General features: G+C 43.1%; 12 protein-coding genes and 2 pseudogenes. 10 read left to right on the top strand and 4 right to left on the bottom strand.

The window, feature by feature from the left end:
• Window positions 1–7 precede the first annotated feature (7 nt).
• From FD724_RS42025 to FD724_RS11260, 7 genes and pseudogenes are all read left to right on the top strand, one after another.
• A pseudogene (locus tag FD724_RS42025) lies at window positions 8–1,194 on the top strand (ISAs1 family transposase).
• A 445-nt stretch (window positions 1,195–1,639) separates the two neighbouring features.
• A pseudogene (locus FD724_RS11285) lies at window positions 1,640–2,174 on the top strand (GAF domain-containing protein).
• A gap of 134 nt (window positions 2,175–2,308) precedes the next feature.
• Window positions 2,309–2,698, top strand: coding sequence for a VOC family protein (locus tag FD724_RS11280; protein ID WP_179072690.1), 390 nt, complete (start codon window positions 2,309–2,311; stop codon window positions 2,696–2,698).
• A 98-nt stretch (window positions 2,699–2,796) separates the two neighbouring features.
• On the top strand, window positions 2,797–3,129 hold the full coding sequence (locus FD724_RS11275) for a DUF433 domain-containing protein (RefSeq protein WP_179072689.1): 333 nt from the start codon (window positions 2,797–2,799) through the stop codon (window positions 3,127–3,129).
• A 6-nt stretch (window positions 3,130–3,135) separates the two neighbouring features.
• Window positions 3,136–3,309: a hypothetical protein gene (locus FD724_RS11270; protein WP_179071155.1), complete on the top strand. Its 174-nt coding sequence runs from the start codon at window positions 3,136–3,138 to the stop codon at window positions 3,307–3,309.
• 88 nt (window positions 3,310–3,397) lie between these two features.
• A complete protein-coding gene (locus FD724_RS11265) occupies window positions 3,398–4,576 on the top strand; it encodes a class I SAM-dependent methyltransferase (protein ID WP_179072688.1) in 1,179 nt (392 codons plus the stop codon).
• Between the two features lie 433 nt (window positions 4,577–5,009).
• Window positions 5,010–5,876, top strand: coding sequence for an NAD(P)-dependent oxidoreductase (locus FD724_RS11260; protein ID WP_179072687.1), 867 nt, complete (start codon window positions 5,010–5,012; stop codon window positions 5,874–5,876).
• 312 nt (window positions 5,877–6,188) lie between these two features.
• On the opposite strand, the gene FD724_RS11255 is transcribed toward FD724_RS11260, so the two are convergent.
• Together FD724_RS11255 and hslO are read right to left on the bottom strand one after the other, a co-directional pair.
• Window positions 6,189–8,261, bottom strand: coding sequence for a chromosome segregation ATPase (locus FD724_RS11255; RefSeq protein ID WP_179072686.1), 2,073 nt, complete (start codon window positions 8,259–8,261; stop codon window positions 6,189–6,191).
• 155 nt (window positions 8,262–8,416) lie between these two features.
• Window positions 8,417–9,322 (bottom strand): Hsp33 family molecular chaperone HslO, encoded by a 906-nt coding sequence (hslO, locus tag FD724_RS11250; RefSeq protein WP_114085285.1) that lies wholly within the window; start codon window positions 9,320–9,322, stop codon window positions 8,417–8,419.
• Window positions 9,323–9,612: 290 nt separating this feature from the next.
• Between hslO and FD724_RS11245 the strand changes: the two genes are divergently transcribed.
• A complete protein-coding gene (locus FD724_RS11245) occupies window positions 9,613–9,999 on the top strand; it encodes a hypothetical protein (protein WP_163928971.1) in 387 nt (128 codons plus the stop codon).
• Between the two features lie 640 nt (window positions 10,000–10,639).
• On the opposite strand, the gene FD724_RS11240 is transcribed toward FD724_RS11245, so the two are convergent.
• Window positions 10,640–11,065 carry a universal stress protein gene (locus FD724_RS11240; RefSeq protein ID WP_012411280.1) on the bottom strand — a complete coding sequence of 142 codons (426 nt, stop codon included), beginning with the start codon at window positions 11,063–11,065 and terminating at the stop codon, window positions 10,640–10,642.
• Between the two features lie 345 nt (window positions 11,066–11,410).
• Entirely contained in the window at window positions 11,411–12,712 is a 1,302-nt protein-coding gene (gene hisD / locus FD724_RS11235) for a histidinol dehydrogenase (RefSeq protein WP_179072685.1), read from the bottom strand.
• Window positions 12,713–13,435: 723 nt separating this feature from the next.
• Between hisD and rpsT the strand changes: the two genes are divergently transcribed.
• A complete protein-coding gene (gene rpsT / locus FD724_RS11230; RefSeq protein ID WP_114085393.1) occupies window positions 13,436–13,738 on the top strand; it encodes a 30S ribosomal protein S20 in 303 nt (100 codons plus the stop codon).
• A gap of 344 nt (window positions 13,739–14,082) precedes the next feature.
• Window positions 14,083–14,868 carry a TatD family hydrolase gene (locus FD724_RS11225; RefSeq protein WP_179072684.1) on the top strand — a complete coding sequence of 262 codons (786 nt, stop codon included), beginning with the start codon at window positions 14,083–14,085 and terminating at the stop codon, window positions 14,866–14,868.
• The last annotated feature ends 137 nt before the right edge of the window (window positions 14,869–15,005 follow it).

The following is a 15,005-nucleotide window of genomic DNA, read 5'->3' as shown; positions in this document are numbered from 1 at the left end:
GTTGGGAATGAATTTAATCGAAGCAATTCAAGGGGTTCCCGATTATAGACATGCCAGAGGGATTAGACATAGACTTTGGATAATACTAACTATAGTTTTGTTAGGTAGTTGTACGGGATATTGGGGATACAAACCTTTAGCTGAGTTCACTAAAAATCATCGATTATCCCTAATCAAATTATTAGATTTATCTCCAGATATTCAATTTCCATCAGCATCAACATTCAGAAATATCATGACTTCTATTGATTTTCAGATATTAGCTGAACTATTTAACATCTGGGCAGAGAATAGTTTGCCAATTAATTACAAAGAATTATTTGCCATTGATGGTAAATGTATTAAAAGTACTGTCACAGGAGGAAATAAATCTTATCAAAACTTTGTGAGTATCGTTTCAGTTTATAGTCATCAGCAAGGATGGGTAGTCAGACATCAAGCTATGGAGAATCACGAAAAAAGTGAGATTAGTGTGGTAGAAGAGCTAATTAAAACACTTTCTGGGCATCATATTGTGATTACAGCAGATGCACTACATTGCCAAAAAAAACTGTTGAGTTAATTATTGAGGGAGAAAATGACTACATTATTACTATTAAAGGAAACCAGCCAAATCTGCTGAAAGTAGCTACTGAACTAGCTCAATCCTCAATCGCTATCGATACCAATTCCCTGGATGAAAATTTGCATGGACGAAAGACTACTCGCCAAGTAAAAGTCTATCCAATTCCACCTGAGTCACTACCTGATTGGGTTGGTGCTAAAAGTTTAATTGAGGTTAACAGATATGGAACTCGACCTCAAGGAAAGAAAAGTCGTCGCCAGATTGTTGATTATCATGAACGACACTTTTATTTGAGTAGCTTAAATTGTTCAGCCTCAGAATTTGCTGAGGCTATTCGTGGTCATTGGTCAATCGAAAATCAGCTTCATTGGGTCAAGGATGTAACTTTAAATGAAGATAACTGTATTCATACTGGCGGTTTTTCACCAGCTAATTGGGCGATGGTCAGACAGTTTTTAGTTTCCCTGGCTCGTCAGTTAGATTCTCGGACTCTTCCCGAAGCGTTAAGGCTGATGGCTAACCAACTTCAAATGATTTTTGATGCCCTATTTGACCACTCCGACTCCTCTTCCAGAATACCTATGAGTCCAACCGTCGAGTCAGAAAATTTTTTCTCTCCCGACAATTAATCCACCCTGCCTAACCCCCCTTCAAAAGGGGGGAACCGGAATCAAAGTCCCCCTTTTTAAGGGGGATTTAGGGGGATCTAAAACGTTTTGCTACCGTGAAAATGGTTTTTCAAACATCCTCTAATATCTGTAACCAGGAATACAAACTAAATTGTTACATTAAAGTTTGAAGTATATTTATTGCCTCAAGCTTGGGAAAGACGAAACATATTATTTGTAATTTTCCAAAATTCTTAATACTAAATTTATAATTTTGAATTATTTTTGGTGCGAATCAAAAATTGTAGTTTCTTAATAATTTATTTTAAATTTCCTAAAAAGGTTGACTCCGATTATGTTTCGTTAAAATTGAATTGCTGCTATCAATACAAAAATGTATTTAAATAAAGTGTAATAAATTACTATATAAATCCGGCAGCATTTACTTAGTCGTCATATTATAACCGTGAAAATTCATCCTCACTCCGAATTTAACCAGAGCCGCGATCGCCGTGAACAGGGTTTGCAAATTTTGCTCGATCGCCTTGTTAAAACAATGCAGCGCGATGAGTTAGTCCGGCAAACGACCAATCAACTCAGAGAATCGCTTCAGGTTGATCGGGTGGTGTTGTATTATTTTTACAGTCAGTGGCAAGGTCAGGTGACTTTTGAATCTTTAAGTTCTCAAGAATTTTCAATACTTGGTTCCACTCCCAGATGATTGTTTTAACAACGAGTATGCTGCTTTATACTTAGCAGGACGGGTAAAAGCGATCGCTGATATTGAATTAGAGCCGATCGAGTCTTGTCACCGAGATTTTCTCCGCAATATGCAGGTTCGCGCCAACTTGGTTGTACCAATTGTCATCCCTAGAGGATTATGGGGATTGCTAGTAGCACATTACTGTCAAGGGCCTCATGATTGGTCGTCATCAGATATAGAAATGATGCAAACAGGGGCGCAAACTCTAGCAACAGATCGCAATATTTTGGAGAGCTAAAATAATTCGTCATTTGTCATTTGTCATTCGTCATTCGTAGTTAAAAGGGCGGTTAGAAACCGCGTCTACACAAGGCTTTACCCACCTCCGTGGGTTTCAAACCCTCAATTTTTTCTAGATAAGGAGAAAGAATTATGAAATTTGGTTATACGGTCATCTGGGTAGACGATGTAGTTAAAACGGTTGAGTTTTACGAAAAAGCTTTTGGTCTGGTTCGTCGCACTCTCGTGGATAAAGGACAATCTATCTGGGCGGAAATCGAAACCGGCAGCACTACACTAGCTTTCTCTTCAAGTAGCGAAGCACAGAAATTATTTCCTGGGGGCTTTCATGCCAACGATCCCACACAACCACCGACATTAATTCAGATATCATTTATTACCCCCGATGTTGGTAGTGCTTACATGAGAGCGATCGGCGCTGGTGCAAAAACCCTAGATGCTCCTAAATCTCAGCCTGGGGGACAAATGATTGCTCGTGTCCGCGATCCCAATGGTGTGTTGGTGTCGTTGGTGAGTGGCTAACTAGCAAATTGCCTTTTAGCAGATGTCCTGATCTAGATGGCTGCTTCTAGATTTGGCTTATACTAACTATAGGAAAACAGCACTGCTCAAATATTAAAATGCTACTTATTCCTACTGTTACCCCGATTCCCCTTGTAACTGATGCAAATGGCGTTGTTAAAATTAGCAAAACCCGCATCACTTTAGATACAGTGGTTACAGCTTTCCTTGAAGGGGCTACAGCAGAAGAGATCAGAGAACAGTACCCATCGCTTCATCTTTGGGATATCTATTTGGTGATTGGTTATTACTTACAACACCAAGCCGAGGTTGATGCCTACCTTCTAGAGCGTCAAAGACTTGCCACGAAAGTTCAGCAGGAAGCTGAAAAGCGTTTTAACCCTATTGGAGTGCGCGATCGCCTTTTAGCAAGACGCAACCCACAAGGGTAAATTACGATGCTGCGTTTCTTGGCTGATGAGAACTTTAACAATCAGATTATCCGTGGTGTTCTGCGTCGTAACAGTAATGTTGATATAGCGGTTCTCGCTTGGGTGCAGTACAGTTTTGACCTCTCTCCAAACCTCTCTCCTCAAAGGAGAGAGGCTTTGAATCTTACTCCCCAACGCTAGAAGGGAAGGGGCTGGGGGTTAGGTCTATATTCCATGCAATTGGGAACCGCTATATTATCCGTGTTCCCAATCTAAAATCTGAAATTTTATGGATTCCAATGCTTTGCTGTGTACTGCGATCGCAAATCATATTACCACTAGTCCTCAACAACGAATTACTTTCGCCCAATTCATGGATTTGGCACTATACCACCCTGAATACGGCTACTATTCCAGTGATGCAGTCAAAATAGGTTTTAAAGATAGTGATTTTTTTACCTCTCCCAATCTCTGTTCTGACTTTGGCGAGTTACTAGCAGAACAATTTTTGCAAATGTGGGAGATTTTAGGAAAACCTGTACCCTTTTCTCTGGTAGAAATGGGAGCAGGTCAAGGATTGCTAGCTTTGCATATCCTCAAATATCATCAACTGCACTACCCAGATTTTTTTACGGCGCTGGAGTACATCATTGTTGAAAAGTCCCCAACTTTAAGACAAGAACAACAGCAACGCTTGCAAGATTTCCCGGTGCGTTGGTGCAATTTAGAGGATATACCACCAAGTGCGATCGCTGGTTGCTTTTTCTCTAACGAGTTAGTAGATGCGTTCCCCGTGCATCAATTCATCTTAGAAACGGGAGAACTCCGAGAAATTTATGTAACTACAGATAGTAATGAGAAAGAAACCTGCTCATCATTTATAGAAGTCACAGGAGAACCTTCAACCCCCCAACTAGCTGAATATTTAGACCTAGTGGAAATGAACTTTACCCAAAGTGCATATCCAGATGGCTACCGTAGTGAAATTAATTTAGCGGCTGGTGACTGGTTGAGTATAGTAGCAGACCGCTTGCAGCGCGGCTATGTGTTAACAATTGATTATGGCTACCCCGCCAGCCGTTACTACAATCCCAGGCGATCGCAGGGAACACTACAGTGCTATTACCAGCATCGTTTCCATGACAACCCTTATATTAATATTGGGCGACAAGATATCACTGCCCATGTTGACTTTACGGCTTTGGAACGCTGGGGTGAGCGGTGTAGTTTAGAAAAAGTTGGTTTTATCCAGCAGGGATTATTTTTGATGGCGTTGGGGTTAGGCGATCGCATTGCAGCCCTTTCCGAGCAAAAGCAATCTCTCTCGCAGTTACTACAGCATCGGGATGCACTACACCAACTTATAGATCCCACAGGACTCGGCGGCTTTGGAGTCTTAATTCAAAGCAAAGGTCTGGACAATACAGAAACTTCTCAAAAACTCAAAGGATTGACTCTGCCAGAGTAACAGGTAAATTTGAAAAGTTAAAACTCTATTTAAGAATGCAGTATCAATCTTATTTAGACTAGCATAACAGTGAATACTGTAAAGTTAAACACAATACAAAAGTAATAATTATGTCCACCCATGACCTGCTAATGCTAGTAACACTACTTACTCCTGGTATTTTGCTTTCAGTGATAATTATGGCGACTTTTGCGGCTGGTGGCTAATCAGCAAATAGGAAGTTATCAGTGTTCAAAGATAACTGTTCACTGATAACTGATAAGCTAAAAAACATTTAATTTGCATAATCGAATAAACATAACTCTTGTGGGGTAGGCCGAAAAGCCAGCCCAGCTTGTGCAATTTCAATGTAGAACAGCTGATCAAAATCAAACAATGGAAACGCTATGTCTACAACAGACTACGCCTACGCTGTATTAAAGGAACGTAAAAAATGAAGGTGGCATTTCTGGGAACTGGACTGATGGGACTACCAATGGCTCAAAGGTTATTAGCCGCAGATATACAGCTAGTTGCCTACAATCGCACCCCAGAAAAATTAGTACCACTACAAGCAGCTGGGGCTGAAATTGCTACACATCCCCGCCACGCCATTCGTGCTGCTGAGTGCGTAATTCTCATGCTGACTAATGCCCCTGCCATTTATAATGTGTTGCTTTCAGATACTTCTTGGCAAACTCTGGAAGGGCGCACAATCATCCAAATGGGAACAATTACTCCCACAGAAAGCCAGGAAATTAGAGACGCGATCGTTGGTGGTGGTGGTGAGTATTTAGAAGCACCAGTATTAGGTAGTATCCCGGAAGCACAAGCTGGCAAGTTGAGTGTGATGGTAGGGGCAGAGCCAGAACAATATAAACGGCACTTGAAGTTACTCCAAAATTTTGGCACAGAACCTTTACTTATAGGGCCAGTAGGATCTGCGGCGGCGCTTAAATTGGCACTAAATCAACTAATAGCTTCCCTAACAACTAGCTTTGCTCTGAGTCTGGCTTTTGTCCAGCGTCAGGGTGTTGATGTGGATATGTTTATGCAAATCTTGCGCGACAGTCCACTCTACGCACCGACCTTTGACAAAAAGCTACAACGGATGTTGGATGGCAATTATGCCGATCCGAATTTCCCCACCAAACATTTGCTCAAAGATACAGAATTGTTTATCTCTGAGGCGAAATCTCGAAGTTTGGATCTCAGCAGTATTAAAGGTGTGCGGCAAATCTTGCAAACAGCCGTAAAAATGTCATTTGCTGATGATGATTACTCATCACTATTTTCTGTAATTAAAGAATGGGGAGAGTGATGGAGGATTGAAGAAGAATTCAGAAGTCAGAATTCAGGAGTCAGAATGAAGACACTGCGTTATCCACCAGCGATGCACTGAGTTTCGGCTACGCTCAACTACCGCCTGTCGTTGTGTCGTACAAAATTCATTCTGTTAGCGGATAGCTAAGGTTTCGCCCATTCTGGCTCCTGAATTCTGTTTCGATAAATTTAAGTAGGGTAGCACAGTTAGCTGTGCTACCCTACTTAAAAAGTTTTTTTACACCCCGGCATCCCTGATATGCCTTTTGAAAATGCTAAATTAAAAGGTTTTAATCTTTAAATAACGATATTACTGCCCATTAGTAGTTGATTGAGGAAATGGTAGAGATTCAGTCTGGGGTTGAGGCTGAGGTTCAGGTTTAGGATTCAGAAAATCCTGCCAAGTCTTAATTTGCTCTTGCGCCGCACTGTAAGCAGCACTACCGCGTGGAATCGATTTTGCAATATCAATCCCTCTAGCAATATCAGACTGACCTTGAGAGCGAGCTATTTCTAACAATTGCTGACTCCATTGGTCAATAGCCAGATTCGCATCCATACGTAAGATGCTATTGTTTGAAACCCGATCTGCCAGCCGTATTGCTTCAACCAAAGCTTCTGGCGTACCAGCCGCGCCAACTTCTTGGGCTTTTTTCCAGTTTTCTCTAGTGCGGATTTGCCCTTCCCAATCATTTATCGCAGCTTGCGCTTCTTGTGAAAGCGCCCTTCCTGATGAGGCAATTTGTTGAGCGGCGCTAATGGCGGCGGTGAGATTTCCACTCTGAGCCAGTTCTTGTGCTTGATCCAAGTAGGGTTGGTCTTGAATTCGCTGAATTTTTCCTATCCAAGTCCGAATTCTTTTCCGTGCTTCTGGATATAATGCCCGACCTCTACGAATTTCGCTGGCCTGAGCGATCGCAGCTTGTAAAGAGTTGATATCATCGAATACAGCTATCTGTTCGGCACGTTCTAAGTAAGGTTGATCTTCAATTGTCTCCACTTGGGCACGCCAGCGATCCATTTCTTGCCTAGCTTCGGTGGCCCTGGGATTATTTGCAGGTATTAACTGTACTTGTGCGATCGCTGCTGTTAAATTAGGGACTGTTCCCTGGCTAGCCAACAATCTCGCTTTTTCTAGATTGGCAACATCTTCAATTTCCAACTGCCAACGAGCAATCAGTTGTTGGGCTTCGTTATACACTGGTCTGGAAGGATCGATTTGTTGTGCTTGAGCGATCGCAGCCTCTAAACCAGAAACGTTACCGATCCAAGCACTTCTTTTCGCGTCAGCTATGGCGATAAAGTCGTCTGTTTCACCCTGTAGTTTCGTACTCTCTGGAATTTGTCTAGCAATATTCAGTGCTTCATCGGCATCCCGCTTGTCTAGTTTTGCCTGTGCCAATTCCAGCATTTTGCGTCCAAATGCGGGAATCGCTTCCTGAGCTTTTTGGTAAAGGTAACTTTCTTGCCCAATAGACTCAGCTAGCTTGATGGCTTCCAGTAAATTATCGACTACTTTGCTGCTTGCTAAACTTTCCGCTTTTCCTAACTTATCGCCATCTTCCCGCGCTCCGGCGATTAGACGATTCAATTGGTCGTATTTAGTGCCCGCCCAGTATTGATTGTCTACGCGCAGCATTTTGGCAGATAACATGAACGCCGATTGCCAGCGCCGTTCTTTTACTTCGGCGATCGCACCGTTGTATGTTTCTTCTGCCTTTGTCCAAATTGACTGCCATTTATCAACTTGTTCATCGACTAATTTATAAGCTGCCACATCTTCGGGTATCTTGCGAGCAGTAGCGATCGCTTCCTCTAAATTCCCCGTTTGGAAACTTTGATCGGCTAGCTTCAAAATATCCCGCGACCATTCTTCGATGAAACGATCAATTTCTCCATGCAACGGGTGATTTTGTGGTAGTTGCTTCACCAGAGCGATCGCTTGCAATAGGTCGTTCACTGTTTGCTTAGAAGCCGCCAACTGAGCGCAATGTAGCCGCACAGAAGCACTAGCTAGGGGCCAGAAAATCGAGGGGCAATTAGGGGCAGATGGCAACTTTAGCAGCATTGCCATTGCCAAGAATCCTACACTGCCGGGAATCAACATTAGTAGTACTAGCCACAATGTCCAGCTTTTCATCCAGCGTGGCCATTTCCCAGAAGCACTACTGAGTTTGGCAGTCTCTCCTGAATGACTATTTATAGGTAATCCTTGTGTATCGTTTTTTTTTCGCCGCTTCACTGATTTGGAAGTAGAACCAGTAGGTGGGACACCAAATGGTTGAGTTTCACCGAATTGTTCTGTTCGGGATAATCTTTTGTTTTGATCTGGCTCTCTATCACTGGCTGAAGACCAACTGTCTGGAATATCCCGCTCTGTCATCTCTCACACCAAAATAATTGAATAGCGCTCTGTTTTAGGTCGATAATTCCATTGATGCCATAGTAACTTTCTCGCGATCAAAAAGCTACTTTTTTTGATTATCCCTCTCCACAGAATACCATGTTCAATCTAAAAAATTAGTGTCTTTTTATACTTTATCCTGAAACAGTAGATTCAGCTTGCAAATCGGCAATTAGTTGAGCTAACTGATCGCTACTTGCCTGGTAAACGTTGCCGCAAAAGTCGCAAGTTGCTTCAGCACCATTATCTTTAACAATCATATCTTGCAGTTCGGCTTCTCCTAAAATTTTCAGTGCCCCCAAAACGCGATCAAAAGAACAACCACAGTGGAAACGCAGCATTTGCCGTTCGGAAAAGATTTCTAGGCCCATATCGCCCAAGAGGTCGCTAAAGATTTCAGTCAAATTCTTCCCGGCTTGCAATAATGGCGTAAATCCTGCCAAACCAGCGACCCGTGATTCTAAGGTTTCTACAAGAGCTTCATCTCTGGCAGCTTTGGGTAACACTTGTACTAGTAATCCTCCAGCCGCAGTTACTCCCCCTGCTCCCACAAACACACCTAAAACTAAAGCTGAAGGTGTTTGTTCAGAATTCACCAGATAATGAGCCACATCATCGCCAATTTCACCAGAAACTAGTTCTACCGTACTAGAGTAAGGATAACCATAACCAACATCTCGCACAACGTAGAGGTAGCCACCACCCACTGCACCACCAACATCTAGCTTACCTTTGGCATTAGGAGGTAATTCTATAGATGGATTCCCCACATACCCGCGTACCGTACCATCTAAGCCGGCATCTACCAATATGCCACTTAAAGGGCCATCGCCTTTCACCCGCACATTGACCCTTGATCCACTTCGCTTCATACTAGAAGCCATTAACAAGCCCGCCGCCATAGTGCGACCCAGTGCTGCCGTTGCCACGTATGAAAGCTTGTGTCGCTGCCGTGCTTCTTCTGTTAAACGTGTGGTGATCACACCTACGGCACGAATTCCACCTTCGGCTGCTGTTGCACGAATTAACTGATCCGCCATGAATAACCTTACATTTCTTAACAAGTTCACTTTTTCTATTCTAAGTTCTCTGCTGCAAGAAAAGTAACGTAGTGGGGTGTCACGTAAATAAACGGCTGTTATTGGTCATTGCTCACTTGTACTGAGCGTATCGCTAAAGCCTACGGCATAGCTACGCTTAGGGCGTAGCCTCTCCAAGAGTTGTATTGGTTATTAGTTATTTCCAAAGGACAAAGGACTAATGACTAATGACAAAGACTATTTGCAATATTAGAAATAGCGATATCTCACTTTTAGGCAATCTTAGAAAAATGCTAGGTAATTTTCAACAAAGTCAACTGCGAATCGAAATTGAAGCGCCAACAGATGCAATTCGTGATAGTCTGCTGCATCCGGTACAACTAGAAAAATGGCTCTTAGCGCAACGCTTTGCGCCAGGAATGCCAGAAGAACTACTTCCGGGATTTCAGTTTACTACCTGGACTGGGCCAGTCTCAATTCATCATCAAGTAGACGTTGTAAAATCCAACTGTCTCCGTTTGCTACTCAGTGGAGGTATTGACGGGTTTCATGAATGGTATTGGGGAGAAGGTTGGGTGCAATCCCGCTTGGAAGGAGTTTCACTTTTGCCCTTAAATTTGGGTCAAACCTTGAGTTTGTTGAGCTTGCGTCAATTTCTGGCAACTCAAGGACGTTGAATCGACTGAATGTGAAGGGATTGGGAATTGGGGCACAAGAGGCAGAGGGGAAGAGAGCAGGGAGCAGAGGGGAAAGAGCTAATTTTTATTCTGCCCCTGTTCCCTTACTTCCTGCTACCGTTCGCCTACGCTGATGGCAAGCTTGTTCCCCGACTTCTTTCCTTAGTCTCTATGTCCCTAGCTCCCAGTTCTAGAAGTAGAAATAATACCTACAATAATTTTTACCACGACAGATAAATCTTCTGTAACTTGATAGCGTTTCTGGTCTTGAGTCACCTCAATATGGTTCGGATAAGGTTTTTTGATGACATGCCTTATGATCGCAAAGACGCGATAAATCGCCGTCTCTAAAATAATCAGTCCTTTATAGAGACGGCGATTTATCGCGTCTCTTGCCTTAACCGAACCGTATTGTGAGTCACCTGACGATTCGCACGATGATAAACTCCAAAACGCCAATCTTCACCAGTCATATATATAGGACTCATAATTTTATTTCTGAAAACATTCAGTACAACTCAAAGAGTCTTCTTGACTTTTGCCTGTTGCCTATTGCCTTATCTCAACGACAATTATTTATGCCCACTTACTTATATTGAGTCTCTGATTAGTTAAATCACATACTTCAATTTACCTAATTCTAATTCGGCTTTACCACCAACACCGAACAATTAGCTTCTTCGACAACTTGACTGCTTACAGAACGCTGGACAATTCGCTTCATCCCAATCAATCCCCGACTACCAATTATAATTAGGTTAGCTTTGTAAATATTGGCAAGACGAATAATCTCTTCAGCAGGATCGCCAGTTACCAGTTCTAACTCACTTGGGACTGATAATTTTTCTTGATAGGATTGCAGCTGTTTTTCCAGTTGAAAATAAGAAAATGTTGGGGACTCTGGCTGAGGACGATCGGCAGGTATCTCCATTTCAGACTCTGGTGTAGGAAATACATGACAGAGAATAACCTTGGCATCTTTTGATAACACCAAATTATCTAAACTCTGAATTACTCGTTCTCCCATTTCCGAACCGTCCAGAGCTATCAAAATATTCTTTAGCACTGCTCCCGTCTCCTATAAGAGTAGACCCCGTTACATAAGTATGTAGTAAAACTTGTTAGCAGCTACACTAAATTATTTTTATATTTGCCTACTTAGTATATATTTTCGAGGTTATGCGATGAATTGGTTTCACCCAAATTTGACGCTAGTACATTGTAGAAAGATATTTTCGCCAGTCATTTGGGCACGCTAAAGCTTACTACATAATCAGTAATTACAATACAATAGGCGGGCAATGTCTAGTAGATGCCCGCCAAAACCCTGAAAGCAGGGTAGCAAATGCTTTATTTGCTACCTAAAAAGTGACTTTTGTCAACAGTATTAAACAAAATTAACCATTCCAAATCACTCCTCTTGCTGAATTCGGCGGCGGACTGAATCAGCATGAGAAGGTAAACCTTCTGCTGTTGCTAGCACATCAATAGCACCAGCCACATTTTGCAGCGCAGTTTGGGAGTATTGAATAATACTGGAATGTTTGAGGAAAGTTTCAACCCCTAACGCCGAAGCATAGCGGGCAGCGCCAGAAGTTGGCAAGGTGTGGTTAGGCCCTGCCAAATAGTCTCCTACAGCTTCTGGTGTGGAGTAACCCAAAAAGATTGCCCCAGCGTGGCGAATCTGTGGTAGGAGTGCCCAAGGGTCTTTTACTTCTAATTCCAGGTGTTCAGGGGCAAATTCATTTGACAGTTCTGCTGCTGCTTGGAGCGATTCCACAAGAACAATCAACCCATAATGAGCGATCGCTTTTTCTGTGTCTATTCGCCGTGGATGATCCACTAGCTGTCTTTCCAAGGCTACTTGCACGTTTTTCGCCAAAGCCGCATCTGTCGTCAGCAAGATTGCTGCCGCCATTGGATCGTGTTCGGCTTGGGCTAGCAAGTCAGCAGCTACATGCACCGGATTTGCACTTTCATCGGCAATCACCAGCACTTCGCTGGGGCCTGCCAAAGAATCAATACCGACGGTGCCATATACAAGTTTTTTCGCAAGAGTGACATAAATGTTACCGGGGCCAGTAATCACATTCACTTTCGGAATTGTTTCTGTGCCATAGGCTAAAGCAGCGATCGCTTGTGCGCCCCCAATACGATAAATTTCTTGCACTCCTGCTTCTTGGGCAGCTACTAAGACTGCTGGGTTAATTACACCCCCTGGGCCTGGTGGTGTCACCATCACTATATGAGGTACAGCAGCGACATGAGCGGGAATTGCATTCATCAGCACTGTACTAGGATAGGCGGCGCGGCCACCGGGCACATACAGCCCCGCTCGATCTACAGGGGTGTAGCGTTTGCCCAGTACTACTTCATCGTCGCCAAAGTGTACCCAGCTTTTTGGTACTCGCTGACGATGAAACGCTTCAATTTGGCGGCGAGCTAGCCGAACTGCGCCCAAAAACTCCTTTGACACCTGCTGATAGGCTGCATCTAGTTCCGAGCCTGTAACTCGGAGTTCTTCTGCTTTCAGGGTTTGTTTGTCAAATTCGGCTGTGTAATGCAATACAGCTTTATCGCCTTGGCGCTTCACTGCTTGCAAAACTTCCCGCACCGTTGCTTCTTTGTGAAGCACCTGTTCGTCATGGGTGCGATCGCAGATCCGTTGCAGTTCTGCTCTAACGTCTGCCTGCTGAGTAATGATTCGCAGCATGGAGTAAGGACAATGCCAAAATTATAATATTCACACCTGAGATTTAGTATTGCTCTTGACCCACTGGGGTGTGCAAGCTGACTCTAATTCTCTTCTCTAGCTTAACCTGGATTTTTTTGATACTCTCAAGGTTGCCAGCAGATGGTTTGCTTGAGAAGGCGACTTAATTGCTCAGTCCGACAACCCTTAGCAGGATAGCGGCAGGATGTGGGTGTGCCATTTCCCATTACCCTTATGCCCTTTCCCTCACTCCTTGCGGGGTGCAGGTGGTGTGTTTGCACATCCAATCCCCTAGATTTACAGGGGGTAGGGTCTGAGTATAATTTTTACTTATTTTCCTAACTTCTCAGTAGTTTACATTTGTACAGACACGATATAGTATCGCTTCTATACTTTGATAACCCTGAAATTTAGCTGTTTACAGTTCTTTGCCTGTGATAATAGATCCTAAAATCTAGGAAATATTACATTGGCAATCACATCGCTTTCTCAGGTAGTGGTGAGTTAGGATAACAGTTTTATTTGATATGGCTTATTTTAACGCATTTCCTAAATTGACGACACACTCAATCGCGGACTGAAGAGATTTTTAGAAAGCAGGGGAAGAAGAACTATTGTCCAATGGCAGATTTTTTTTAGGAAATTATAACATTGGCAATTTGGATGCTATATTAGTAAGTCTAGTAGTGTGTGTACATATTAATAGTATTTTTGGAATTGACTGTGGCGAATACAAAGTCTGCTCTCAAGCGTGCCCAAATCGCAGAACGTAACCGACTGCGTAACAAAGCTTACAAATCAGCAGTCAAGACGCTGATGAAGAAATACTCTAATGCTGTAGCTGTCTATGCAGCTAATCCTACCCCAGAATTACAAGAAGAAGCACAGGCTCGGTTATCCGAAGCTTACGGCAAAATCGATAAAGCAGTCAAACGGGGTGTCCTTCACCCCAACAATGGGGCAAGGAAAAAGTCAAGATTGGCTCATAAACTAAAGCCCATCACTCAAACAACAGTAGCTGAATAGTCATTGTTGAGCTAATGCGATCTTTTAACTGAGTGAGTCACTAGGTTACAAATTTTCTGAAAGCTGTAGTAATTAACTGGCGTAAAACGCCAGTTGCTCATTTGAAGTTAGTGTAATCTTGAGGGTTTCCACACACACACCAATTTACTCTGTGCCTTTTAACCCTTCTACAGCAGGGTAGCACCATGAGTAACTGGTTTTGTTTATGCCAATTAAAACAAGTGGCGTTCCCTCTGGAAAATTTGGTGATCGCTTAGTGGCTACCACAGGAAAAAGATTTACCCGAAGGATGATTTGTCCTTAGTCGCGATCGGGGCTAACAATTTCATGACTAATGACAAAGAATGCAACTGATAGACACGCACGTTCATCTCAACTTTGATACTTTTCAGCCGGATTTAGCAACAGTGCGATCGCGGTGGCAAGAAGCAGGAGTAGTGCGTTTAGTACATTCCTGTGTTCACCCAGGTGAGTTTTCCAGCATTCAATCCATAGCACACCAGTTTCCTGAAATCAGCTTTGCCGTGGGATTACATCCTCTAGATGCTGAGAAATGGAATAGCGAAACAGCCGAGACAATCAAAACTTTAGCTAGTTCTGACTCGAATGTGGTAGCAATTGGCGAAATGGGGCTTGATTTTTATAAAGCTGATAACTATGAGCATCAGCTTTTGGTATTTGAGTCACAGCTAGCGATCGCATCTGAACTCAATTTACCAGTAATTATCCACTGCCGCGATGCTGCTGTAGCAACCAGAGAAGTGTTGCAAAAATGGCGGAAACTTAAGGGAGAAAGAGTGCGGGGTGTTATGCATTGCTGGGGAGGAACGCCAGAAGAAACCCAATGGTTTCTCGATTTAGGCTTCTACATCAGCTTTAGCGGGACGGTAACGTTCAAAAATGCCAAAGCGATCCAATCATCAGCTGCGATGGTGAGTAGCGATCGCCTACTGATCGAAACAGACTGCCCATTTCTCGCCCCAGTTCCTAAACGGGGACAAAGGCGTAATGAGCCCGCCTACGTGCTTTATGTAGCCGAGCAAGTAGCGAAACTGCGTCAAGAAACGGTAGAAGCGATCGCCCATCAAACCACCCAAAACGCCTGTGAATTATTTGGTCTGTCAATATAAAAGTGGGCTTTAATCACTTTTATTCAGTTGTGCTAAAAAAATAAAACTCTAGGGGGACAAAAATATGCTAATATTATTCCCTCAAAAACATTTTGCGTGCGCCATAATGATAAAGGAAGGAACCTAAAATTTCTGAG

It is taken from the genome of Nostoc sp. C057, assembly GCF_013393925.1.
GTDB lineage: Bacteria > Cyanobacteriota > Cyanobacteriia > Cyanobacteriales > Nostocaceae > Nostoc > Nostoc muscorum_A.
This window is presented reverse-complemented; position numbering and strand designations above follow the sequence as displayed.

What these genes read in the sequence shown, in the direction of transcription:
- FD724_RS11280 (WP_179072690.1), top strand. Translation starts at nt 2,309, where the DNA reads ATGAAATTTGGTTATACGGTCATCTGGGTAGACGATGTAGTTAAAACG.
- FD724_RS11275 (WP_179072689.1), top strand. Translation starts at nt 2,797, where the DNA reads ATGCTACTTATTCCTACTGTTACCCCGATTCCCCTTGTAACTGATGCA.
- FD724_RS11270 (WP_179071155.1), top strand. Translation starts at nt 3,136, where the DNA reads ATGCTGCGTTTCTTGGCTGATGAGAACTTTAACAATCAGATTATCCGT.
- FD724_RS11265 (WP_179072688.1), top strand. Translation starts at nt 3,398, where the DNA reads ATGGATTCCAATGCTTTGCTGTGTACTGCGATCGCAAATCATATTACC.
- FD724_RS11260 (WP_179072687.1), top strand. Translation starts at nt 5,010, where the DNA reads ATGAAGGTGGCATTTCTGGGAACTGGACTGATGGGACTACCAATGGCT.
- FD724_RS11255 (WP_179072686.1), bottom strand. Translation starts at nt 8,261, where the DNA reads ATGACAGAGCGGGATATTCCAGACAGTTGGTCTTCAGCCAGTGATAGA.
- hslO (WP_114085285.1), bottom strand. Translation starts at nt 9,322, where the DNA reads ATGGCGGATCAGTTAATTCGTGCAACAGCAGCCGAAGGTGGAATTCGT.
- FD724_RS11245 (WP_163928971.1), top strand. Translation starts at nt 9,613, where the DNA reads ATGCTAGGTAATTTTCAACAAAGTCAACTGCGAATCGAAATTGAAGCG.
- hisD (WP_179072685.1), bottom strand. Translation starts at nt 12,712, where the DNA reads ATGCTGCGAATCATTACTCAGCAGGCAGACGTTAGAGCAGAACTGCAA.
- FD724_RS11225 (WP_179072684.1), top strand. Translation starts at nt 14,083, where the DNA reads ATGCAACTGATAGACACGCACGTTCATCTCAACTTTGATACTTTTCAG.